Source organism: Asaia siamensis, from assembly GCF_014635085.1.
Taxonomy (GTDB): Bacteria; Pseudomonadota; Alphaproteobacteria; order Acetobacterales; family Acetobacteraceae; genus Asaia; species Asaia siamensis.
In genome coordinates, this window is the sequence record NZ_BMCH01000001.1 from 588,630 (window position 1) to 610,342 (window position 21,713).

Consider the following 21,713-nt stretch of genomic DNA (forward strand, 5'->3'; position numbering starts at 1 on the left):
CAGTTCACACCAGACTGGCCTTGACGACAGGGTCCCCCAAGACCGTTTTCCGGTCGGGACCTTGAGGACTGCATGAGGAACCGGGCTTGTTAAACCAGTCGATCACCAAGGGCTCTTACGGCGCGCAGTTTCGAGCCGATGGCGCCGCTTTTCTCGGTCTCTCTCTCCTTTGCGGTCTTGCTGGCGGATTTCTGGGGGCCGTGTCGCATAATGCCGGGCCCTTCCATGCTCTGAGCCACGGCCTGCTTCTTGACCTCTTCGTACTCATTCCTGCCTTCCTCGGAGGGATGGGACGTCTGGTTCTGCCGGGCGAGTTGACGACGCTTCCAGGCCTGATGGTCCGATTTGATCGTCTTGCTTTTCTGCTTCTTTTCGTTGGTGCCCTGAGCGCCGTTTATGGCGCGCGCGAGCCGGCTGCTTTTGTCTTCTCCCTCGCCTTGTGGGGGTTCGGCACAACCTTTCTGGCTCTTTCCACCATCGTCAAATGCCTCGAATGCCGTGTCGTGCGGTTTCGTGACCTCTCGCCTTTTGCCTGGTCGCAGCTTCTTGCTTCTCTGGGGCTGATTGTCATGGCGCCGGTTTTCATGGCTGGCTTGCTCCATGATCTTGTCGCAGGGCACGCATGGTTTGCCAGCGTACAGTTCTGGCTGGGTAAATTGCAGGTGCCTGTGCTGGCGCTTGTCGTGCAGCTTGCTCTGGGTGCGATTGCCAATCTGGTCGCTTTCCATTCCACGCGTCTCAAGATCACCCTGCCTTTGCTGATGGCCATACCGAGCCTTCTGGTGCCGGTGGTCTGGGCCCATGGCGTCACGGTGCCTAGGCTTTCAGACGACTGGCTTCTGGGGATGGGCGTCGCTGCGCCCTCCTTCGGCATCATGGCCCTGATTTGTGCTTCGCTCTGGGGCCGTAGTTTCGCCCTGACCGCAGCTCTCTCCTGGAGCTTTCCCGCGCTGCTCTTGCTCTCCGCTGGATGGGTTCTGAGCCTTTTTCCGGTGAGGCCTGAGGCCTTCCATTCGGCAATGCTGTTCGGTGCCGTCTTCGCGTTGTTTGGATGTTATTATCGCTGGCAGGAGCAGATCCCGTCGATTGCTGCGCCTCATTGGCTCTGTCGCGTACATCTCGTCGCCATGGGCGTATCGGCTCTGGCCATGATGCCGCTCCTGCCGGTGCTTCAGCGCTGTGGCGAGATCGGCATGATCGTCTCGCTTTTTTGCGTCGCGGTTCTTGGCGCCAGAGCGTTGCTGCCACGGCAGCCCCATTCTGAACCCTCAGCCGTAGAGGCTGATTTCTCATGAGTGCTTCCCAGAGCCTTTCCGAAGCGCAGCACAGCTTCGACAGGGAAGAGGGTGCGACTCTCAAGGACTGGCTTGCCCTGCTCAAGCCACGTGTCATCTCGCTGGTGGTCTTCACCGGGGTCGCCGGTATGGCAGTTGCCCCTGTCTGGCCATCCGTCCCGCTGGGGCTGATCGACATGCTGTGCATCTGCGTCGGGGCCGGGGCGGCTGGCGCCATCAACATGTGGTACGATCGCGATATCGACGCGATCATGAAGCGGACCGCAGTGCGACCTATCCCGGACTCGCGCATGGATGCTGATGGCGCGCTGATTTACGGCATCGTGCTTTCTCTGGCTTCTGTCGCGCTGCTCTGGCTTGCCAGCAACGCACTCGCAGCGGGCATTCTGGCCTTTTCGATCTTTTTCTATGCCGTGATCTACACGATGTGGCTAAAGCGCAGCACGCCGCAGAACATCGTGATCGGTGGGGCGGCTGGGGCTTTCCCGCCCATGATCGGCTGGGCGGCAGCGACAGGCTCGATGAGCGTTCTGCCTGTTGTCATGTTCGCGATCGTGTTTCTCTGGACGCCGCCGCATTTCTGGTCGCTGTCGCTTTATGCCTGCAAGGATTACACGAAGGCGGGCATTCCCATGCTGCCCGTGGTCAAGGGTGCCCGCCATACACGCTGGAATGTGTTCGTCTACACGCTCATTCTGATGGCTGTGTCGTTGGTGCCGTCGTTTCTGCATCTTTGCGGCATGATCTATACAGTCAGCGCAACTGTGCTCGGGCTCGGATTTATCTACTTCGCTCTGCGCGTACTGCTCGACAAACAGGATGCCCAAGGCGTCAGTCTTACGGCAGACAAGCCAGCGCGTTATGCCTTCCGGTATTCCCTGGCCTATCTGTTCTTTCTGTTTTCGGCGCTGCTGATCGACCGGGTGCTTTTCCCATGAAGAAACAAGAAGTCGTCTCCAATCGTCAGGGGCGCATCTTGGGACTGCTTGGCGGTCTTTCGCTCGTGATGGTCTCGCTCTTCGCGCTGACTTATCTGCGTCTCTGACCTAGACGGCGCTCACAGGTTCGGGGGCGATAAGTCGTTTCAGAAGTCTCGGCTGAGCTGGGTGGAGAAGAGGTGTGTGCCTCGCGACGCCTTAAGTCGTTGTTTTCTGGATTTCGGGCGATATCACGTGTCTTCACCGTATATCGTCTGACTTCCTCCGTATCCCGGCTTACTTCCCGATTTCAGTGCTGGAGGGGCGAGAGGGAGTTTCGGAAGAAATCATGTTTTTCTCTTCTCATAGGCTGCTCGATACCCGGCTCGGGCCTCTGCATAAGATCCCTGCAAGGAATTTCGCCCAGCGCATAAACCTGCACGAACTTGTCTTCTTGCAGGGGTAGCGCAGGCAGAGGAAGCGTGGCGCTGGGGAATGCACTCAATTCCTGGATAGATCGAGAAACTACCATGCCTCCTGCCGCCCCTGTCAGAAAGAGTGGCAGCGGCAAGAGGACTATCGTTGCAATGAAAGGGCGGATCTGGAAACGACGCGCCCTGATAAGAGAGCCAGGGCGGGCGAAGAGGTCCGACGTGCCGTCCCTCGAAAGGCAGCACGGGCTCCATGTATCTTGTGACGACGACAGGCCCATAGCCCGTCCCCTGTGGGGCGAGGGTGAAGCCTCGCCCCAGCGCGTATCAGCCTACCTGCTGGATCGCAGACAGGATCCAGTTGCCGCGCCCGTCGGCACGTACGAAAGTCCAGAGTTCTGTCACGGCCTGTCGCTCGGTCTTGCTGCCGTCAATGACATTGCCGAAGGAATCGGTTGTCACGTCATAGAGCGAATACTGCATCGCGACGGTCGCATAAGTCATATTGCCCTCGCGCCAGGCTTCGGACAGATCGCCGCGCATGAACTGCACGTCAGACACGATATTGCGCGCGCCACGGCTGGCATAATCGGCCAGCTGCTCGCTGAAATACGATACCATCTCGGGCGTCGCCATGGTGGAGAGGGCGCGCATGTTCTGCGCGCTCCAAGCAGCCTGGATATCCAGCAGAAGCTGCTGGAAATTCTGATAATCGCTGTTGCTCAGGGTGACAGCAGGCGTTCCGGCTCCACTGGAGAAACCCGGTCGCTGTGGTGCTCCGGCGCCACCGTTGCGACGATTGGCCAGCCAGCGCAGCACCATGACGATCAGAAATCCGAAAATCGCAATCTGGAACAGCAGCCCGATGAAGGAGAGAAAACCGCCTCCACCGCCGCCGAAGAAACCGTGGCCTGAAAGCATGCCGAACAGACCTGCGCCGACCAGCCCGCCCATGAAGCCGGTCATGAGAGGTCGACGCTGGGCAAAGCCGGGCTGCCCCATCGGGCGCGAGAAGGGCGCGTTCATCCCAGGTGAGGGCGCGGCAGGTGCATAGCTGCGCTCCATGGGACGTGCGGCATAGGGTGCCGTTTGCGTCATGGGTGGCGGAGAATAGGTGCGGCTGCCGCGACTTCCCATGGAGCGTCCACCGCCTGGCCGTGCGTCGGCAGGGGCTGCCAGAAGCGGGGCCAGAGCCAGGAGCAGGAGGGAGGCACGAAGAATGGGGCGGGACATGAAAACTCCTTGTGAGCGCATTGCGGGTTCAGTCCTCTGTGACTGAACGGAAAGCGCTTCAGCTTCCTGCAACGCTCATTGTGTCAATTCTGAGTGTTGGAGCGTCAACGCCGTGGCGGAACTCAAGATCATCCGCAGCGCGCAGCGACGCAAACATATCGATGAGATTGCCCGCAATGGTCAGCTCGGCCACCGGTTCGGCCAGCTGGCCGTTACGGATCATGTATCCAGAGGCGCCACGGCTGTAATCGCCGGTCAGCCCGTTGATGGATGAGCCCATCATCTCGGTTACATAAACACCCTCGACGATATCGGCGAGCAATGCCTCGCGCGACCCGGTGCCGCCGGTGAGGAAGAAATTGCTGACTGCCGGGGAGGGCGGTCCGCCGACACTGCGCGAGGCACGCCCGTTATTCACCAGACCGAGCTGCATTGCCGAGCGGCTGTCGAGTATCCAGTCCTGCAGGACCCCGTTTTCGACGAAAGCGAAAGGCGAAGGCAGGAAACCCTCGGCGTCGAATGGCTTCGAGCGCAAACCGCGTGGGCGTGTCGGGTCGTCGATCACGCTCAGCGCCTCCGGCAGGATGCGTTTGCCGCGATGGGCGGAAAGGAAAGACGTGCCGCGTGCGATCGAGGCGCCATTGATGGCCCCTGCCAGATGACCGAGCAGGCTGGCCGAGACACGGCGATCGAACACGACAGGGAAGGCCCCCGTGCGTGGTTTGGCCGGGTTCATGCGGGCCAGAGCGCGTTCTGCCGCTTCACGACCAAGGCTTTCGGCTGAGTCGAGATCGCTCAGGTGCCGGGCGCTGTGACCGGCATAATCGCGCTGCATGCTCGGGCCTTCGCCTGCCAGCACGCTGATGCCATTGCTATGGCTCGTCTGAACATAGCGACCGGAAAACCCGCCGCTTTCTGCAAGCGCGATTTCCACCCGGCCGTAACCAGCCGAGGCGCCGTTGCTGTTGGTAATGCCGGGAAAACCGAGCGCGATTTCCTCGGCTTCGCGTGCTCTTGCCAGCAGGGCTTCAAGACCAGGAGCTTCGCCCGCATCGACCAGATCGAGAGAGGCAATGTCGTAGACACCCTGTTGCGCAGGGTCGACGAGGCTTGTGTGGGCGTCTTCAGGCACGACGCGTGCCATGGCGACAGCCTGCTCGGCCAGTGCCTCGAAGCGGCTTGTGTCGAGCGCAGTGGCTGAGACATTGGCGGCGCGCTTGCCGATAAAGACCCTCAGACCCAGCTGGATGGTCTCGGAATGCTCGAGCCCTTCCGGAACGCCCCGACGACACATGGCTGAAACCGAGCGCGAGGCTATCAGAAGCGCATCGGCCCGATCGGCCCCGGCGCGTTTCGCCGCGTCGAGTAGTTGGGAAAGGCGCTCCTGATCCTTGCTCATGCAACAAGCCTCTGGCTGATGGCGTCAAAAGAGGGAATGGCGCCGACCGGGCCGATTGTGGCCAGCGTCGGGCGGGCGCGGAACAGGGTTTCGGCAGCACGGATCATGGCCGCTTCATCGACGGCGTCGATTTTGGCCACGGTCTCGCTGGTGTCGATGATACGTCCGAAAAGCTGCATCTGGCGTGCAATCTGTTCGCAGCGGCTGCCCGTGCTTTCCAGCGACATCAGCAGCGAGGACTTCACCTGAGCGCGGGCCCGGGCGATTTCCTCGGCGCTGATTCCGTCAGAGAGACGACGAAGTTCGTCGAGCATGACAGGAACCAGCTCGGCAGCTTCCTGTTCGCCCGTGCCCGCATAGATGCCGAAAAGACCGCTATCGAGGAAAGGCAGCGCGAAGGAATAGACCGAATAGACCAGCCCCCGCTTTTCTCGGATCTCCTGGAAGAGGCGCGATGACATGCCGCCACCCAGAACCGTCGAGAGCAGCATGACAGCGTGATAGGCCGGGTCATTATAGCTGACCGACGGAAAACCGAGCACGAGATGCGCCTGATCCAGATCGCGGGACTCACGATGCTCGCCCCCGAGATAGGTGCAGCCTTCGCGTTCGGGCGGCTGATGGTCTGGCAGGTCGCGAAAATGCTCCTGCACCAGATCGAGCACCGCCTCGTGGCGCAGATTGCCAGCGGCCGCGATCACCATGTTGCGCGTGGTATAATGCGTCTGCATATAGCGCATCATGGTCTCGCGCTTCATTGTCGCAATCAGGCCCTCAGTGCCCAGCGTGGGCCGGCCCATGGGCTGATCGCGGAACGCAGTTTCCTGGAAATTATCGAAAATAATGTCGTCAGGCGTGTCGTTGGCCTGGCCGATTTCCTGCAGGATCACGCCACGCTCGCGTTCGACCTCCTGCTCGAGAAAGGTGCTGTGGGTCAGGATATCGCCGATGATATCGATGCCAAGCGGCAGATCTTCCTTCAACAGCTTGACGTAATAGGCCGTTTGCTCGCGCGCGGTATAGGCGTTGATATGACCGCCGACATTCTCGATTTCCTCGGCAATACGCGCTGCACTGCGGCGTTTGGTACCCTTGAAGGCCATATGTTCGAGAAAATGCGACACGCCGTTTTCTTCGGCGGTTTCATTGCGTGTGCCTGTGGCAACATAGGCGCCGAACGAAACGGTTTCGACGCGCTCCATCCTTTCGGTGACGACGGTAAGGCCATTGGGAAGGGTGGTAACGGTGATCGGATCGGTCATCGAGCGGTGATGGTCCTGAAAAACTGAAAGCGGGATCTGACCTGAGATGGCGTGTCGAGGGGGCGAATTCCAGCCCCCTCCCACGATTTGGTCAGGTTCAGGCCGTGTGCGTGTGGGCCTTGATATGGCGGCGCACGGCGTCTTCGATAATGTTCAGCTCATTGGCGAGCGTCTCGTAGCGCTCTTCGCGTGAGAAGAGGTCAGCCAGATGAGGCGGCAGGGCAGGATCGATGCCTGTTGCCTTGCGTACGGCATCGGGGAATTTCGCAGGATGGGCCGTGGCAGCCACGATCATGGGAATGCCCGGCTCCTGGGCCCTGCGCCCGGCAGCGAGACCGATTGCTGTGTGCGGGTCGGCCAGATAGCCGGAATTGTCGTAAAGGGCCTTCATTTCGGCGAGGGTCGCCTCGTCATCGAGCATGAGGGCGCCAAAACGCTCTTTGGCCCGCATCCAAGCAGCCTGATCGACCGGCATGTGCCCTGTCTGGCGGAAGGCCAGCATGGTTGCCTGACAGGCTTGCGGGTCACGATCGAGCATTTCGAAAAGCAGACGCTCGAAATTCGATGAGACCTGAATATCCATCGACGGTGAGAGACTGGGCTCGACAGCGCGCATCGACATGTCATTGCTGGTCAAAAAGCGCGTGAGAATATCGTTGCGGTTCGAGCCGATGCACAGGCGACGGACTGGCAGGCCCATCTGGCTGGCAGCCCAGGCGGCGAGCACATTGCCGAAATTGCCTGTTGGCACTGCAAAGGAGATATCGCGGTCGGGCGCTCCCATCATCAGAGCGGCACGCACGTAATAGGGGATCTGGGCTGCAATGCGGGCCCAGTTGATGGAGTTGACCGCCGAGAGCCCGATTTCGTCACGGAAGGGTGTATCGGCGAACATTGCCTTCACCATGTCCTGACAATCGTCGAACGTGCCTTCGACGGCGATGTTCAGGATATTGTCATCCTTGACCGTCGTCATCTGACGGCGCTGCACATCCGAGGTGCGGCCCATCGGGTGAAGGATGGCTACCGAAAGATGCGGGCTGCCACGAAAGGCTTCGATGGCGGCCGAGCCGGTATCGCCAGAGGTCGCACCGACAATGGTGACGCGCTGGTTGCGCTCTGTCAGCACATGCTCGAAGAGTTGGCCCAGAAGCTGCATCGCCATATCCTTGAAGGCGAGCGTCGGACCGTGGAACAGCTCCATCGAGAACAGCCCGTTCTCGACCTCCACCAGCGGTGCAATGGCTGCGTGGGAGAACCCGGCATAAGCCTTGGCGCAAAGACGCTGCAGCGTCGGCAGATCGATGCTGCCCGCAGCGAAGACAGAGAGGATTTTCGCGGCCAGATCGGGGTAGGAGAGGCTGCGCATGGCGCGCCATTCATCAGGCGTGAAGCGCGGCCAGGTTTCAGGCATGTACAGCCCACCATCTTCAGCCAGACCAGCGAGAAGAATGTCCGAGAAGGAGCGCGGGCGCGCAGCGCCGCGAGTGGAACGGTACAGCATGTTAGCCTTCATAATTCAGAGACACGATTGGGAAGAATGACGCGACAGGAGAGGAAAGGCGAGGGGGTGACATGAGGGCGGCTCAGGGAAGGTCGATGCGCAAAAGCGTATGGCCTGCCGGAACCCAGATCTGCCCGGATTTGTCATTATTGCCTCGAGACCTTGCCCAGCCAGGAATGCCGGCCTGAACGAGCTGTGGCGCGACCAGAAGAATATGGGGGAGGCGTGCCGTGTCAAAGCTCAAAAGCCTGCCATTCTCGATATCGGTCAGATAGAGCGTTGCCTTGTCGTCCAGCGTCATGCCGCTCACGGTTGGCGTCCCGCGCCATTGCGTCACACCCTCCATCTGTTCCGAAGGAGTGACCGAGGGGTCTGTCAGCAGATCGGTGGAGAGGCGGTAGATCGGGCCTGTCGGCGCCTGCTCGTAGAGCCATTTGCCATTCGTTTCGAGGGCAAGATAGGCGATGTCGCGTGTCAGAGGGTGGCCATCCGTGCCCATGACCGGATGATGGTCAATCGTGAGCGGCAGGTGGCCACGCGATGTCGGGTAGCCGGCAAAGAAGCGCGTGGCCTGATGGCGCGCCATATCGACCATGGTGAGCGACACCCCGCCCTCATCAGCCAGATAGGCCGTCTGTCCGTGGACTGCGAGGGTGGTGAACGCTGTGTTCTGCACGATAGCTTCAGGCGGCAGGTCCAGTTCTGAAAGCACCTTGCCCGAAACCGGGTCGAGATGGATCAGGCGCGGCGGGAACCCGGTTGTCGCCCGGTCAATCAGCCAGAGAGTACCGCTGTCATCGCGGGCAAGCGCGGAAGGGGCGAAACCTTTAGGGCCGCGCGCCTTGTCGTCCGTGCTGCTCCAGACCAGAATGAGCGGCGTCGTCTCGCTGGCACCAGCTGGCAGTCGCGCCAGAAACGGGCCGTTTTCATCTGTGTCTGGCTCGCGCAGAAGGATGACACTGCCATCGGCAAGAGGCAGCGCCTGACGCCAGAGCGCCTTGCCGGGCAGGCTTATGGTCTGGGAGATCCGTGCGGCGGCGGTGTCGGCCAGCCAGGGGCGTTCATGGGCAGCCTGCGCCGGGGCAGGGCGCAACGTCAGGGCAAGCATGAAAAGCGCTGTGCAACAGGCGGACCGACGCAGTTTGGGAAGAAAAGCGACCATGCCTCCTTGTAAGCCCATTCGGACCCCATGCAAGATTGACTGCGCTTCCCGAGGGGTTTTTTGAACGCTTTGTCGTGTCTTGTGCGCGGGGGCTGCCCTTTTTGTCTCTCTCCTTCACACAAGGTCTGTGATGCTCGCCCTTGCTCTCAAATCGGCCGTGTCTGGCGTGCTGATCGCTGTCGCGTCGACTCTGGCGCGCCGTTATCCCGGCTTTGGCGCCTTGATTGCCTCGCTGCCTCTCGTATCGGTCATGGGCATGATCTGGCTTTGGGTTGAAAAACCCGATGCAGAGAATATGGCCAATCATGCCGGCGCAACCTTCTGGTATGTGCTGCCCTCCTTGCCGATGTTTCTGCTCATTCCAGCCTTGCTGCGCCATGGTCTCGGGTTCTGGCTCGCTCTCGGCCTCGGCTGTCTGCTGACCATCATGCTCTATCTGGCGGTCACATGGATTGGCCCGCGCTTTGGCCTTGTCTTGTGAGCAGAGGGAAGTTGCGGCTCGGTTGTAAGCCCGTGCGCGAGCCGTCATGATTGGTCGATGACTGTCTACACCTCGCGCATCAATACCGCTCTGGCCCATCTTGCAGGAGGCGACTCCGTTCAGGCGGAGGCCTTGTTTCGTGCGGTTCTTGCCGAGGCTCCGGATTGTGGAGCGGCCTGGCACGGTCTGGCCTGTGTCGCCCGCCATACAAATCAGCCTCGCACCGCCATTGCTTCCGTGGCGCACGCGCTCACTCTGGCCGAAGGCGATCATGAGAAGGCCCAGTTTCATCTGACGCTCGCTGCGGCCCTTGATGAGGCGGGGCATCTGCGTGAAGCTCTCGCCGCCTGTCGGGTTGTGCTGTTGCTCGAACCGCGCGAGTTCAGGGCAAAAGCCTTTCTTTCAGAACTGCTCTATCGAAGCGGGCAGGAGGATGAAGCAGCGTCGGTTTTTGCCGAAGCGCTCTCACTCGCCAGAGAGCCTGTGTCGCTCCTGATGCGCCATGGGACATTTCTCATGGCTGAGCGCCGTCTCGGTGCGGCAACCGGGGCTTTTCAGGCGCTTGCGGCGCTCTGCCCTCAGGACGCCATGGCTTTCGCCAATCTCGGCGCGGCCTTCTTCGAGAATGGCGAGATGCAGGCTGCTCTGGTGGCGCTTGAACAAGCAGTCACTCTCGCAACGCCGAGTGCCCGAACGCTGAACAATCTCGGTCTCGTTTGTCAGGCGCTGGGTCTTTTTACCAAGGCCGAAGCGGCCTTCGCCCAAGCGGTGAAGCTGGCGCCGGAGGATTGCGTCGTAGCAGTCAACCGGGCCACGCTACTGGCCGAGACGGGCAGGCGCGATGAGGCAGAAACGGTCTTTCGTACCGTTATGCAGGGGGGCGGGGTGCTGTCGGCGCAGGCGGGCTTCAACCTCTCCATGCTCGCCCTCGCTTCAGGTAACCTTGCCGAAGGATGGGCGCTTTTTGAATCGCGCCGGGAGGTTCTGGGTCTGACGCCTTTCGAGACACCGTGGCTGGGCGAGACCACGGATGTGCGTGTGCGGGTCGATGCCGAGCAGGGTCTGGGTGATATGATCCAGTTTCTGCGTTTTGTGCCTGAGGCCGCGCGCCGGGCACCGCTTTTGCTGAATCTGCCCGAGCAGATACTGTCCTTACTCGACTTCATGCCGGTCATGACGCCGCTGCTCCAGTCGGGGCGGGTCGTGCTTGAAGGCGAAGCGTCTCTCGCTTGCTCCCTCCTCAGTTTGCCAGCCCTTCTGGGTGTCACTCACATCGATCCGTCGCCCTATCTCGATTTTGGCTCTGTTCGGGAGGCGGGCAGGATCGGTGTGTTCCATGCGGGCAACGCGACGTATCGCTTTGATGCCAGACGGTCACTCAAGCCGGAGTTGCTCGCGCCGCTCCTGAGCGTTGCGGATCTGGTTTTTGTCAGTCTTCAGCAGGACGCAGCACCTGAAGGCATGATGCCGGGGGGTGGCGCAACCCTCGTCGAGACAGCGCATGCCCTGGCGCGCTGCGAGAGGGTGATAGGCGTTGATACCATGCTGGCACATCTGGCCGGGGCTATGGGCGTGCCGCTCTGGCTGCTCGACCGTGAGGGTGGAGACTGGCGCTGGCAGGGGCCTGACTGGTATCAGCAGACACGCATTTTCAGGCCCGAGGGGTTGCTGCCCCCGGCTCAGGCATGGCCCCCGGTGATCGCTCGTGTTGCAGAAGCCCTGCGGGAAAGATCAGGCTGCGACGGGCTTTGACGGGTGGTTCGTGTCGTCTCCGCTCAGCGTGGCAATAAGCGCCGTGCGGATCTCGGCCATGCGGCTGTCTGATGTGACCTTCAGTCCGACCAGATCGCGCACATAGAAAACGTCCACGGCGCGCATTCCATAGGTCGTGATATGGGCCGAGGAGATCTGCAATGACTGCTCGCTGATCGTGCGGGTGATGTCATAAAGCAGGCCGGGGCGATCGCGTCCGTTTATCTCGATGATCGTATGTCTTTCAGAGGCACGATTATCGATCACCACGCGTGAAGGCACATGGATGGCCCGCATGCGCCGCGCTGTGCGCTGATCTGACAGACGCCCAAGTTCGTCGCCGATGGCGAGGCGGCTTGAGAGCGCCTGTTCAATCAGACTGTTCAGTCGGACGAGTTGCAGCGGTGTCTCGAAAGCGCGGCCATTGCCGTCCTGCACCCAGAATGTATCGAGGGCCATGCCGTCGCTGAGCGTGTGGATGCGCGCATCCACAATGGAGGCACCCGCCACGGCAAGCCCGCCCGCGATCTGCGAGAAGAGCCCGGAATGATCGGCGCTGAAAATCGTGATTTCCGTCACGTCGCGCTGCGGGATGGGCGTTGCCTCGATGGTGAGGGGAGCCGAATGGACTTCGGAGTCCAGCACCAGACGGGCGTGGCGGATATGGGTATCGGCGTCAAAACCGAGCCAATAACCTGCATAGCCGAGCGATAGAAAATGGTCGGCTTGTTCGTCTGCGATACCCTGCTGGACGAGACCGTCACGGACCAGTTCCTTGGCATGGCTCACACGCTCGTCGCGTTCTGTTGCGGCAAGGCCACCCTCAAGCACCTCGGCAACGCGTGAATAAAGCTCCCGCAGCAGCGTCGCTTTCCAGGCATTCCAGACATTGGGGCTGACAGCACGCATATCGGCGATCGTCAGCAGCAGAAGCAGGCGCAGGCGCTCCGGCGACTGGATGATATCTGCAAGATCGAGAATGGTGCGCGGATCGTCGATATCGCGCCGGAAGGCGGTCTGGCTGAGCAGGAGGTGATGCAGGATCAGCCAGGATACCGTTTCGGTCTCTTCGGCATCGAGGCCGAGTTGCGGGCAGACCTGCTGGGCAACTTCGGCACCCAGCACAGAATGATCACCCCCGCGCCCCTTGGCGATGTCGTGAAGCAGTGTCGCAACATACATGGCACGGCGCGACTGCATGTCCCGTGCCAGTTCGTAAACGAGCGGGATCTCATCGGCCATGGCGCCCGCTTCGATCCAGCCGAGCATGCGCACGGCCTCGATATTATGCTCGTCGACTGTATAGATGTGATAGGTGTCGAACTGCATCTGGCCGACGATACGTGACCAGTCCGGCAGCAGCGCCCCCAGAAACCCGGTATCGTTGAGGATGGTCAGCCAGTCTGCCCCGCTCGGGCGGGCATGCTCGCGGTTCATTTCCGTAGGCTGCATCAGCAGGGCGAGAAAGACCTGCATGGTGAGCGGGTCTTCGCGCAGCGAGGCAATGCGGCGCTCATTGCGGATGAGCTGCTGAATGGCCGTGGGGTGAAGAACCAGATTTTCGCGAAAGGCGGCATCGAGCATCTTCACCATCAGGCGGGGCTCGCTGTCGAAGCAGGCCGCATCAGCGGGGGCGATCTGCTCGTTGATCAGACGGAAATGAGTGGCGTCGTCCGCGCTCAGGCTGGGGCCGTGATAAGGGGCTTCACGAATTGGCCCCTGAAGGCGCTGCATGATGCTGGGCTCGAGAATTCGGCTCAGGCGCATCACCTCACGCGTGGTGAGGAAATAATGACGCATGAAGCGCTCGACGCCCTGCTGGCGCCCATGGCCCGCATAGCCCATGCGGCCACCAATAACGGGCTGCACGTCAAAAGCGAGACGTTCATCGGCGCGACCGGCGATGTAATGAAGATGGAGCCTGATGGTCCAGAGGAAGTTCCAGGCGCGTCTGGCGCGGTTGGCTTCCTGTTCGGTCAGAAGACCCAGAGTGGTGAAAGCGGGTTCGTGAGGTTTGAGTGTCGATGCCGGGTTCAGACCGTCATTGTCTTGCAGAACCCTGGTCATCCAGTTCAGGGTCTGCAGGTCGCGCAGGCCGCCGCGCCCTTCCTTGATGTTCGGCTCAACCATGTAAGGGTTGTCGCCGAACCGTTTATGACGTTTCTCGCGTTCATCGATCTTGTCATGGATAAAAGAGAGTGCTGCTTCCTCACGCTTGCTGAAGCGGACGCCGAAATCGGCGAAAAGCGTGTCATCCCCCACAATACGCCGGGCATCGAGCAGCGTGGTGCGTATGGTCAGGTCTTCGCGCGCGGCTTCAAGACAGCCCTCGATCGATCGTGTGGCATGGCCGACCCGTACGCCCAGATCCCACAGGAAATAGAGCATGTATTCCACCTGAGCGGTGGTCTCGGGGGCGGGGTTCTCGCCTGTCAGAAACAGAAGGTCGATGTCGCTATAGGGCGCCAGAAGCCCGGCGCCGAATCCCCCGGTCGCGCAGAGGCATAGTCCTGAATCGGGTGCCCTGGTCATGATGCGCGCCAGTGCAAACAGGCTTGCTATGGCGCCATCCATCAATTGCGCGAGTGTCGATGCCGCTGCGATGCCCTTGAGCTGGCGCCCTTCGAACAGCCGACGGATCTCGCCCTGGTGACGTCCGATATGGCGGCGGAAAATACTGACGGCATCCTCGCGCGATACAGTGCCATCTGCCTGACGCGCACGGTCGAGTGCTGCGGCAAGGGCGGCCTGCATGTCGGTTTCTTGGAGGGAGATCGGTTCGCGCATTAAGATCCGTAACTATGGGGGCGTTGCAGAAAACCAGGAATGACCATCATCAGGTCAAATCGTTCTTTGTTTCAAGCGCAAGTTTGCGTAACGCATAAAGCGCTTCGAGCGCAGCCTTGGGTGAAAGCGAGTCGGGGTCGAGCGCTTCAAGGGCTTCGCGCAGGCAGTCCGGCTCGTCTGGCGGCGAGGCGATCGTCTCGAACAAGGGCAGTTGCGGCACGCTTTTGCCCTGATCGCGCTCGAGAGCGGCAAGCAGGCGCGTGGCGCGCTGCACCACGGGCATGGGCACACCGGCAAGCTGGGCAACATGCACGCCCCAGCTTTTCCGGGCAGAGCCTTTGCGGACTTCATGCTGGAACACGACGTCGCCCTGCCATTCGCGCACAGCCATCGTATAGGGCGTCAGGCGTGGCATTGAATCAGACAGGCTGCATAGCTCGTGAAAATGGGTCGCGAAAATAGTCCGTGACCCGAGCTGGGAGTGCAGCGCCTCGAGCGTTGCCCAGGCAATGGCAAGACCATCGAGGGTCGATGTGCCGCGACCGATCTCATCGACAACGACCAGAGAGCGCGGCCCTGCCTGGCGGAGGATGGCGGCGGTTTCGGTCATCTCGACCATGAAGGTCGAACGACCTCTTGCCAGATCATCGGCAGCGCCGACACGGGAAAACAGCCGGTCGACGATACCGATTCGCGCTTTTTCCGCCGGAACGGGCAGCCCGGCCTGCGCCAGAATGACGGCCAGAGCCGTCTGACGCAGGAAGGTCGATTTGCCCGCCATGTTCGGCCCCGTCAACAACATGACACGCTGTGAGGGGGGAAGGGAGCAGTCATTGGGGATGAAGCGAGTTGCCCGCCCCAAAGCGGCCTCAACCACCGGGTGACGGCAGGATTTGAGCTCAAACTCCTGATCCTGCGTCATCTCCGGGCTGCACCACGAACCGCCCTGGGCCAGTTTTGCGCAGCCGGTCAGCACGTCGGCCGTGGCAAAAAGTGCGGCCAGTTCGGGCAGGGCCGGGTGAGAAACGGTTTGGGCGACGAGGGCAGCAAACAGGCGACGCTCGGTGGCCGACGCGCGGTCAGCGGCTTCGAGAATGGCGCGGTCGAGTTCGAGCAACTCGTCAGTGGTGAACCGCACCAGATTGGCTGTTCCCTGACGGAAGGAAAGCTCAGGCCGATCGCGCAGCTTCGCGCCGTGCAGCGCTGAGGTCTCAATGATGTAGCCGAGTTGCGCGTGATGCTTGATCTTGAGTGTCGCGACATTGAACTGCTCGGCATAGCGCTGCTGCATGGCGGCAAGCGTGCGTTTGCTGTCGTCGCGCAGGCCACGATAGCGGTCCAGATCGGCATCGAAGCCGGTCGCGATGGTGCCACCATCCTCGATGCGGGCTGGCAGGCTCTCGGCCAGCGCCTTTTCCAGCGTGTCCAGCAACGCATCGGCGCGACCATAAAGACCGGCGAAAAGCGAGCGGATGAGGGGCGGTGTGGACTCGGTACAGAGTGGCTCCAATACCGCAACAAGGGCATCGGCAGCCTGAAGCAGATCGCGCGTCGCTGCCAGATCGCGTGGAAGGCCGCGACCGGTCGAGAGGCGACCGAGCGCCCGGGCGAGATCGGGCGCTTTCTTGAGAAGAGGTGTCAGGGTTTCGATCAGCCCTGGCTGCCCCGCAATCCAGCGCCAGGCGGCCTGACGCCCCTGGATCAGTGTCAGCTCGGTTGAGGGGGCAGCAATCCATTGCGCCAGAAGCCGTTGGCCCGCCGCGCTTGCACAGCGATCGACCGAGGCAAGAAGCGTGTGGGTGGTGGTGCCGTCCCGCGCCTGAACCAGATCGAGGCTGGCGCGTGTTGCCGGATCGAGGCCAAGCGTTTCCGAATCGTCCCGGCGCAGGGGGCGTGCGATGCGGGGCATCGTGCCTGCCTGGCTGCGTCTGACATAATCCAGGATCAGGGCACCGGCGCGGATTTCCTCGTCGGTGAAATCGCCCAGTATGCTGATCTGCGCGACATCGAAAGCCTCGGCCATGCGCGATCGGGCAGTCTCGAGCCCGGGCAGGGTGATGCTGGGGGCGACACGGGCAGAAAACGGGTCAGGCACCAGCGCGGGATCGGCGAGAATTTCGGATGGGTCGAGCCGTGCGAGCAGTTCTTCGACCTGGTTTTGCGAGAACGCGGCCGTTTCGAAAGACCCCGTCGAGATATCGATCCACGCCGCCCCGCAGGGTGCAGAGCCGCGCGTTTTTTTCGCAGGGGTTGCCAGAGCGAGAAGCAGGTTCTGACGACCCGCCTCAAGCAGTTCTTCCTCTGTCAGTGTGCCGGGGGTCACCAGGCGCACGATGGCGCGGGCGAGCGGGCCCTTCTGGGGTGGTTCCCCCGGTTTTCTTGCCTGTTCGGTCTGCTCGGCCACCGCCACGCGAAAACCGCGACGTATCAGCCTTGCGAGATAGGCCGGAGCAGCGGCGACCGGCACGCCACACATCGGGATAGGCGTTTCGTTATGCTTGCCGCGCGTGGTGAGGCTGATATCGAGCGCCATGGCGGCAGTTTCGGCATCGGCAAAAAACAGCTCGTAAAAATCGCCCATACGGAAAAACAGAAGGGCATCGGGCTCCTGCGCCTTGAGCGCAAACCACTGCGCCATCGCCGGGGTTGCGCCCTCGGAAGATGGGATAATGCCGGTAATCTCCGGGGTCGTCATGAGGGGGAAACTCGCCACATGAGCGGAATTCTAGCGGCCCTATGCCCGACTGTGAACACCCCGTCATGCCCCGGGCGGCGATGTCACCCAAGCCATGATAATTTCGCAACGCTTGACGATATGGTCAGGAAATGGGTGCGCGGTGCAGGCGTATCACGGCTGCGCGCCCCGTTTGCGCCGCAGCAGGCGGTTCAGCAGGCGCTGGGGCTGGCTGATGCCCAACGCCCAGAGCGCCACCAGATAGACAATACCCGCAAGCGCCATCATCAGACCGAGCATGGCCGCCCGGATCAGTCCATGCCACATCACGAGGCCGGGGGCGAAGAAGCGAGTGAGCGCAATGGTCACAAGCGCCATCAGCAGCGATGCCGCCATGATGCGCAGCAGGCGCTGCATCAGCGCCCGATCAGGGCAGAACACATCGCGTCTGTGCAGGATGACAGCCAGAAAACCGAGATTGACGAGTGCTGCGATGGTGCTGGCGAGCGGTGGCCCGACATGGGCCAGCGGACGATAGAGCATCAGATTAAGTGCAAGATTGAGCGCTATAGTGATGAAGCCGATCTTGACTGGCGTTCTGGTGTCGCCATGGGCGAAAAACCCGGGGGACAGCACTTTGATCATGATGAAGGCGGGCAGGCCCAGGGCATAGGCGCGCAGCGACTGCGCCGAAGACAGGGCATCTCCTGTGGTGAATTTCCCGTAGCCGAAAAGCGTTGCCATGATTTCAGGTGCCAGAGCCAGAAGGCCGAAACAGGCGGGGAAGGTGAGAATTGCCGCATAGTCGATGGCGCGGTTGAGCGTTTGCTGCCCTCCCTTGTTGTCACAGGCCGCGACGTGACGGGTCAGAACCGGAAGGAGCGTCGTGCCCGCAGCGGCCCCCAGTACGCCAAGCGGCAGTTGATTTACGCGGTCGGCAAAGTACAGCCACGAGATCGACCCGGCAGGCAGAAGCGTTGAAATGAGCGTATCGACGGTCAGATTGAGCTGTGTCGCGCCCGAGCCGACAAGCCCGGGCCAGAGGCGGCGCAGCATGTCGCGCATTTCGGGTGTCAGGCGCGGTCTCGGCAGGGAAAGACGCATTCCTGCGCGCCGGACCGACCAGAGAAGCAGCCCAAGCTGCACAAAACCGGAAAACGTGATGCCGATAGCCGTCCAGGTGGCGGTATCGTTAAAGACCAGTGCGCCAAGCAGAATGGCGGCTATGCCGACGATGTTGAAAGACACATAGGCCCCGGCAGCCATCGAAAAACGATGCAGCCCATTCAACACCCCCGCCACAAGCGCTGCGGTGCAGATCAGCAGGAGATAGGGAAAAGTGATGCGTGTCAGGTGAACGGCGAGCTCGAAACGCCCGCCAGCATGATCGAAACCCGGCGCAATCAGTTCGATGATCCAGGGCATGAACACCTCGCCCAGGATGGTCACACCAAGCAGCCAGGCGCTCAGGCACCCCAGTGCCTGGGACGCGAAACGCGTCGCATCCTCTTCGCCCCTTGTGGTCAGGCGCTCGGTGAAAAGCGGGACGAAGGCCGCATTGAAGGCCCCTTCGCCGAAGAGGCGGCGAAACATGTTGGGAAGGCGAAATGCGATCTGATAGGCGTCCTGAACCGGGCCAGCACCGAGAAACGCCGCAAGAAGCTGGTCGCGCACCAGACCGAGGATACGGGACAGCATGGTCCAACCACCAACGGTGATCAGGTTACGGAGCATTCCGGGCTTCCAGTCAAAAAACAAACATCAGGAGCGCGCCTGTTTAGACGCAAGCGAGGCGATGTGCCATGGCCAGGCACAGGCTTGTTGCATTTTGGAAAGACGAGGCTCCAGCTCGGAAAACCGCGCGCCATCAGGAGTTTGTAAATCACGGTAGATTATGGCGGTTTTGCGTCTCTCTGCCTTTTGTTCACTTCGCAGGTCAGGTTTTTTCACGGACACGCGTCAAAACGTCCTTTCCAGACGCCTCACTGCACGGCGACCTGGCCAGTATGCGTTCCCGATACGGGCTGATCGTGGAAATTGCGATCCTGTCGGCTCTCTGGCAGAAAGCACTGCGCCCGGGCGGTTGCCGGGATGCCGGGTCTCCTTATTTGTGCCAGCAGGTGCAAACGGTGAGATTCAGCGCATAACGCGAGCAGCGCGCTTTTCTGCACCAGAGCTATCGAGGCACACGGATATGAGCCCCATCATTCTTTCTCTGACGAGTTTTGTTCTCGCTGCGGGTGTCTTCACACTGGTGCCGGGTCTCGATACCGCCTTCGTGCTGCGCACCAGCACCGTGTCAGGTGTGCGCACCGGTTTTTGTGCAGCGCTTGGCATTACGCTCGGGCTTTTCGTCTGGGGGCTGGGCGCGGCTTTTGGTCTGACAGCACTGCTCGCAGCATCGACGATCGGCTTTCTGATCGTCAAATGGGTCGGCGCGCTCTATCTTTTCTGGATTGGTGTGCGCTTGCTGATCCGTCCTCGCACGGCCGCTCAGGCGGTCGAATCAGGGGGGCGTGTCAATCGTCTGTCGGGCGCGCAATGCTTCCGTCAGGGCCTGCTGACCAACCTCCTGAACCCCAAGGTCGGCATTTTCTTCATTACCTTTCTGCCGCAATTCATTCCACACGAAGCCAATGTGGTGACGTTCTCGCTACTGCTGGCGGGTATTCAGGTGCTGCTGACCTTGAGCTGGTTCTCGCTGCTCATTGTTATGACGGCGCCTCTGGGCGCCTTCCTGTCGCGCCCTTCCATCGTCAGGACGCTGGACCGTGCGACAGGGGGGATTTTCGTGGCGTTCGGCCTGAAGCTGGCACTTGAGCGCCAGGGCTGAAAGGGCGCCCCTTGGCTGCCTCTCTCTTTCAGCGATCCATCATGGCGCGCTGGATCGAGGCTTTCATCCGGCCTGAATCGGGCGACGTCAGGGGCGTGAACCAGTTGGTCAGCTTGCCGTCTCGTGACACGACATATTTATAGAAATTCCAGCGTGGCAGAGACAGCATCCCCCCTTGCGCGGCAAGCCAGCGGAAGAGCGGGATGGCGTCTTTGCCCTTCACATGCGATTTTGCAGCCATGGGGAAGCTGACCCCGTAATTGCGTGAGCAGCTGGTCTGGATCTCGGAGGCCGTGCCCGGCTCCTGCTGTCCAAAATCATTGCTCGGCACACCAAGCACGACCAGACCGTTCTTGCCATAATGGCTCCAGAGGTGCTGAAGCCCCTCATATTGCGGTGTAAAACCGCATTTCGAGGCCGTGTTGGCGATCAGGACGACCTTGCCCTTGAAATCTGCCATTGAAATGGGTTCGCCGCAGAGGGCCGGGATGTCGAGATCGTAGAAGCTGCTGGTCATGATATTCCGTCGCGCCGTGTCGTAAGCCGGATCTTCAATGTGGCTTTCCACTGGACACTACGCAAGCATCCCGACAGAGTGTATCTTTCCGTTTCGCCAACGGTACGTCCCGCTCGCCGGGGAAGTGGCGTTCCAGGGCGTTGTTAACAAAGAGGTTTTCTGTTTCGGGATCGATACCCGAGCGGAAACGGTCAGAGAATGAAGGCGCATTGATGTCGCTGCGCGGTGTGATCGGTATTGCGGTGCTCGTGGCGCTGGGTGTTCTTTTGTCGAGCAATCGCAAAGCTATCGATTACCGTCAGGCAGCCATAGCCCTCGCGCTGCAATGTGCGATCGGTGCGCTGGCGCTTTTTGTGCCCTGGGGGCGTCGATTCTTCGGGATGCTGGCAGATGGGGTGGGAGATGTTCTGTCCTACGGTCAGGTTGGCACGCATTTTCTTTTTGGCGGTCTGGTCAGCCCGAAAATGGAGACGCTTTTCGGTCAGGATAGCTTTGTCTTCGCGTTTCAGGTGTTGCCTGCCATTGTTTATGTCTCTGCCATTATCGCCCTGCTTTATCACTGGGGCGTAATGCAGGCCATTGCGCGTGCGGTGGGGCAGGGGCTGCGCCGCCTGCTTGGTACAAGCGCGCTGGAATCCTTTTCGGCCGTCATGACGGTGTTTCTCGGCCAGAGCGAAATGCCCGTCGTCTTGCGCCCCTATATGGGGAAGCTGCGACGCTCCGAGCTGTTTACCATCATGAGTTCCGGCACGGCATCGGTCTCAGGCTCGGTGCTGGCCGGTTATGCGGGGCTTGGTGTGCCAATGCATTATCTGCTCGCAGCGTCCTTCATGGCCATTCCGGGAGGGCTGCTTTTTTCCAAGCTTCTTTGGCCGATGCCGGAAGACGCCCATGCCGGGCACGAACCCATGCCCAGGGCTGTGCTGGAAACCAGTGGTGTTTTCGATGCGCTTGCAGAGGGAGCCATGAGTGGTGCCCGGGTCGCTTTTGCGGTCGGGGCCGTGCTGGTGGCTTTTGTGGGTATCACGGCATTGCTCGATGGGTTGCTGCACGGGCTCGGGTCTTTGGTGCATTTGCCTGGGCTCAGTCTCTCGACCGTTCTTGGCACGTTGATGGCCCCTCTTGCCTGGCTGATCGGCATTCCCTGGTCAGAGGCGTCGCTGATTGGCGGTTTTCTGGGGCAGAAAATCGCCTTCAATGAATTTGTGGCCTATGTGAGCCTCTCGCCGCTCATTCATGCCCACACCCTCTCAGGGCACGATCTGGCTATCGTCTCTGTCGCCTTGTGCGGTTTCTCGAATTTTTCGAGTGTCGGCATCCTTATTGGCGGGTTCGGCAGCGTCGCGCCCGAGCGCCGTACCGAGATCGCCACCATTGCGTCGCGCTGCGTAATTGCGGGCACGTTGTCCAACCTCATGAGCGCGGCTATCACGGGGCTGTTTATTGCGGCCTGACGCCTGCTTGTT

Annotated in this window: 15 protein-coding genes; 6 read left to right on the forward strand and 9 right to left on the reverse strand. The window is 60.9% G+C overall.

From position 1 onward, the window contains the following. Window positions 1–86 precede the first annotated feature (86 nt). Window positions 87–1,295 carry a heme-copper oxidase family protein gene (locus tag IEV53_RS02490; protein ID WP_188425177.1) on the forward strand — a complete coding sequence of 403 codons (1,209 nt, stop codon included), beginning with the start codon at window positions 87–89 and terminating at the stop codon, window positions 1,293–1,295. Then, window positions 1,292–2,233, forward strand: coding sequence for a heme o synthase (locus IEV53_RS02495; protein ID WP_188425178.1), 942 nt, complete (start codon window positions 1,292–1,294; stop codon window positions 2,231–2,233). Before IEV53_RS02490 ends, IEV53_RS02495 begins: the two co-directional genes overlap by 4 nt. A gap of 737 nt (window positions 2,234–2,970) precedes the next feature. Here the strand turns inward: IEV53_RS02495 and IEV53_RS02500 are convergent. The 5 genes from IEV53_RS02500 to IEV53_RS02520 form a co-directional block, all read right to left on the reverse strand. After that, window positions 2,971–3,876: a Tim44 domain-containing protein gene (locus tag IEV53_RS02500; protein ID WP_371869813.1), complete on the reverse strand. Its 906-nt coding sequence runs from the start codon at window positions 3,874–3,876 to the stop codon at window positions 2,971–2,973. Between the two features lie 58 nt (window positions 3,877–3,934). Next, window positions 3,935–5,275 (reverse strand): TldD/PmbA family protein, encoded by a 1,341-nt coding sequence (locus tag IEV53_RS02505; RefSeq protein WP_188425180.1) that lies wholly within the window; start codon window positions 5,273–5,275, stop codon window positions 3,935–3,937. Beyond that, a complete protein-coding gene (locus tag IEV53_RS02510) occupies window positions 5,272–6,537 on the reverse strand; it encodes a M16 family metallopeptidase (protein WP_188425181.1) in 1,266 nt (421 codons plus the stop codon). The genes IEV53_RS02505 and IEV53_RS02510 overlap by 4 nt, the downstream gene beginning before the upstream one ends. A gap of 97 nt (window positions 6,538–6,634) precedes the next feature. Continuing rightward, a complete protein-coding gene (gene thrC / locus IEV53_RS02515; RefSeq protein WP_188425182.1) occupies window positions 6,635–8,041 on the reverse strand; it encodes a threonine synthase in 1,407 nt (468 codons plus the stop codon). An 82-nt stretch (window positions 8,042–8,123) separates the two neighbouring features. Then, window positions 8,124–9,203 (reverse strand): L-dopachrome tautomerase-related protein, encoded by a 1,080-nt coding sequence (locus tag IEV53_RS02520; protein ID WP_188425183.1) that lies wholly within the window; start codon window positions 9,201–9,203, stop codon window positions 8,124–8,126. 130 nt (window positions 9,204–9,333) lie between these two features. Between IEV53_RS02520 and IEV53_RS02525 the strand changes: the two genes are divergently transcribed. Together IEV53_RS02525 and IEV53_RS02530 are read left to right on the forward strand one after the other, a co-directional pair. Further along, window positions 9,334–9,684 carry a DUF3147 family protein gene (locus IEV53_RS02525; protein ID WP_188425184.1) on the forward strand — a complete coding sequence of 117 codons (351 nt, stop codon included), beginning with the start codon at window positions 9,334–9,336 and terminating at the stop codon, window positions 9,682–9,684. A gap of 57 nt (window positions 9,685–9,741) precedes the next feature. After that, window positions 9,742–11,436 carry a tetratricopeptide repeat protein gene (locus tag IEV53_RS02530; RefSeq protein WP_188425185.1) on the forward strand — a complete coding sequence of 565 codons (1,695 nt, stop codon included), beginning with the start codon at window positions 9,742–9,744 and terminating at the stop codon, window positions 11,434–11,436. On the opposite strand, the gene IEV53_RS02535 is transcribed toward IEV53_RS02530, so the two are convergent. The 3 genes from IEV53_RS02535 to murJ form a co-directional block, all read right to left on the reverse strand. Continuing rightward, the gene (locus IEV53_RS02535; protein ID WP_188425186.1) at window positions 11,416–14,223 is read right to left on the reverse strand and encodes a [protein-PII] uridylyltransferase; all 2,808 of its coding nucleotides are present in this window, start codon (window positions 14,221–14,223) and stop codon (window positions 11,416–11,418) included. The two genes, IEV53_RS02530 and IEV53_RS02535, sit on opposite strands and share 21 nt — an antisense overlap. A gap of 49 nt (window positions 14,224–14,272) precedes the next feature. Next, window positions 14,273–16,918, reverse strand: a complete 2,646-nt coding sequence (gene mutS, locus IEV53_RS02540; protein ID WP_229719489.1) for a DNA mismatch repair protein MutS — start codon at window positions 16,916–16,918, stop codon at window positions 14,273–14,275. A 153-nt stretch (window positions 16,919–17,071) separates the two neighbouring features. Next, window positions 17,072–18,631: a murein biosynthesis integral membrane protein MurJ gene (murJ, locus tag IEV53_RS02545; protein ID WP_188425187.1), complete on the reverse strand. Its 1,560-nt coding sequence runs from the start codon at window positions 18,629–18,631 to the stop codon at window positions 17,072–17,074. Between the two features lie 460 nt (window positions 18,632–19,091). Here murJ and IEV53_RS02550 point away from each other — a divergent pair, with 460 nt between their 5' ends. Continuing rightward, the gene (locus tag IEV53_RS02550; RefSeq protein ID WP_188425188.1) at window positions 19,092–19,730 is read left to right on the forward strand and encodes a LysE family translocator; all 639 of its coding nucleotides are present in this window, start codon (window positions 19,092–19,094) and stop codon (window positions 19,728–19,730) included. Window positions 19,731–19,758: 28 nt separating this feature from the next. Here IEV53_RS02550 and IEV53_RS02555 read toward each other — a convergent pair whose 3' ends face one another. Then, a complete protein-coding gene (locus IEV53_RS02555; protein ID WP_188425189.1) occupies window positions 19,759–20,247 on the reverse strand; it encodes a glutathione peroxidase in 489 nt (162 codons plus the stop codon). Between the two features lie 212 nt (window positions 20,248–20,459). On the opposite strand from IEV53_RS02555, the gene IEV53_RS02560 reads away from it, so the two are divergent. Continuing rightward, complete coding sequence (locus tag IEV53_RS02560) at window positions 20,460–21,701, forward strand: NupC/NupG family nucleoside CNT transporter (RefSeq protein WP_188425190.1); 1,242 nt, start codon at window positions 20,460–20,462, stop codon at window positions 21,699–21,701. Window positions 21,702–21,713: the final 12 nt, after the last annotated feature.

Bases quoted from the DNA above. Each gene is read 5' to 3' on its own strand.
- IEV53_RS02495 (WP_188425178.1), top strand. From the start codon at position 1,292: ATGAGTGCTTCCCAGAGCCTTTCCGAAGCGCAGCACAGCTTCGACAGG.
- IEV53_RS02500 (WP_371869813.1), bottom strand. From the start codon at position 3,876: ATGTCCCGCCCCATTCTTCGTGCCTCCCTCCTGCTCCTGGCTCTGGCC.
- IEV53_RS02505 (WP_188425180.1), bottom strand. From the start codon at position 5,275: ATGAGCAAGGATCAGGAGCGCCTTTCCCAACTACTCGACGCGGCGAAA.
- IEV53_RS02510 (WP_188425181.1), bottom strand. From the start codon at position 6,537: ATGACCGATCCGATCACCGTTACCACCCTTCCCAATGGCCTTACCGTC.
- thrC (WP_188425182.1), bottom strand. From the start codon at position 8,041: ATGCTGTACCGTTCCACTCGCGGCGCTGCGCGCCCGCGCTCCTTCTCG.
- IEV53_RS02520 (WP_188425183.1), bottom strand. From the start codon at position 9,203: ATGGTCGCTTTTCTTCCCAAACTGCGTCGGTCCGCCTGTTGCACAGCG.
- IEV53_RS02525 (WP_188425184.1), top strand. From the start codon at position 9,334: ATGCTCGCCCTTGCTCTCAAATCGGCCGTGTCTGGCGTGCTGATCGCT.
- IEV53_RS02530 (WP_188425185.1), top strand. From the start codon at position 9,742: ATGACTGTCTACACCTCGCGCATCAATACCGCTCTGGCCCATCTTGCA.
- IEV53_RS02535 (WP_188425186.1), bottom strand. From the start codon at position 14,223: ATGCGCGAACCGATCTCCCTCCAAGAAACCGACATGCAGGCCGCCCTT.
- mutS (WP_229719489.1), bottom strand. From the start codon at position 16,918: ATGACGACCCCGGAGATTACCGGCATTATCCCATCTTCCGAGGGCGCA.
- murJ (WP_188425187.1), bottom strand. From the start codon at position 18,631: ATGCTCCGTAACCTGATCACCGTTGGTGGTTGGACCATGCTGTCCCGT.
- IEV53_RS02550 (WP_188425188.1), top strand. From the start codon at position 19,092: ATGAGCCCCATCATTCTTTCTCTGACGAGTTTTGTTCTCGCTGCGGGT.
- IEV53_RS02555 (WP_188425189.1), bottom strand. From the start codon at position 20,247: ATGACCAGCAGCTTCTACGATCTCGACATCCCGGCCCTCTGCGGCGAA.
- IEV53_RS02560 (WP_188425190.1), top strand. From the start codon at position 20,460: ATGTCGCTGCGCGGTGTGATCGGTATTGCGGTGCTCGTGGCGCTGGGT.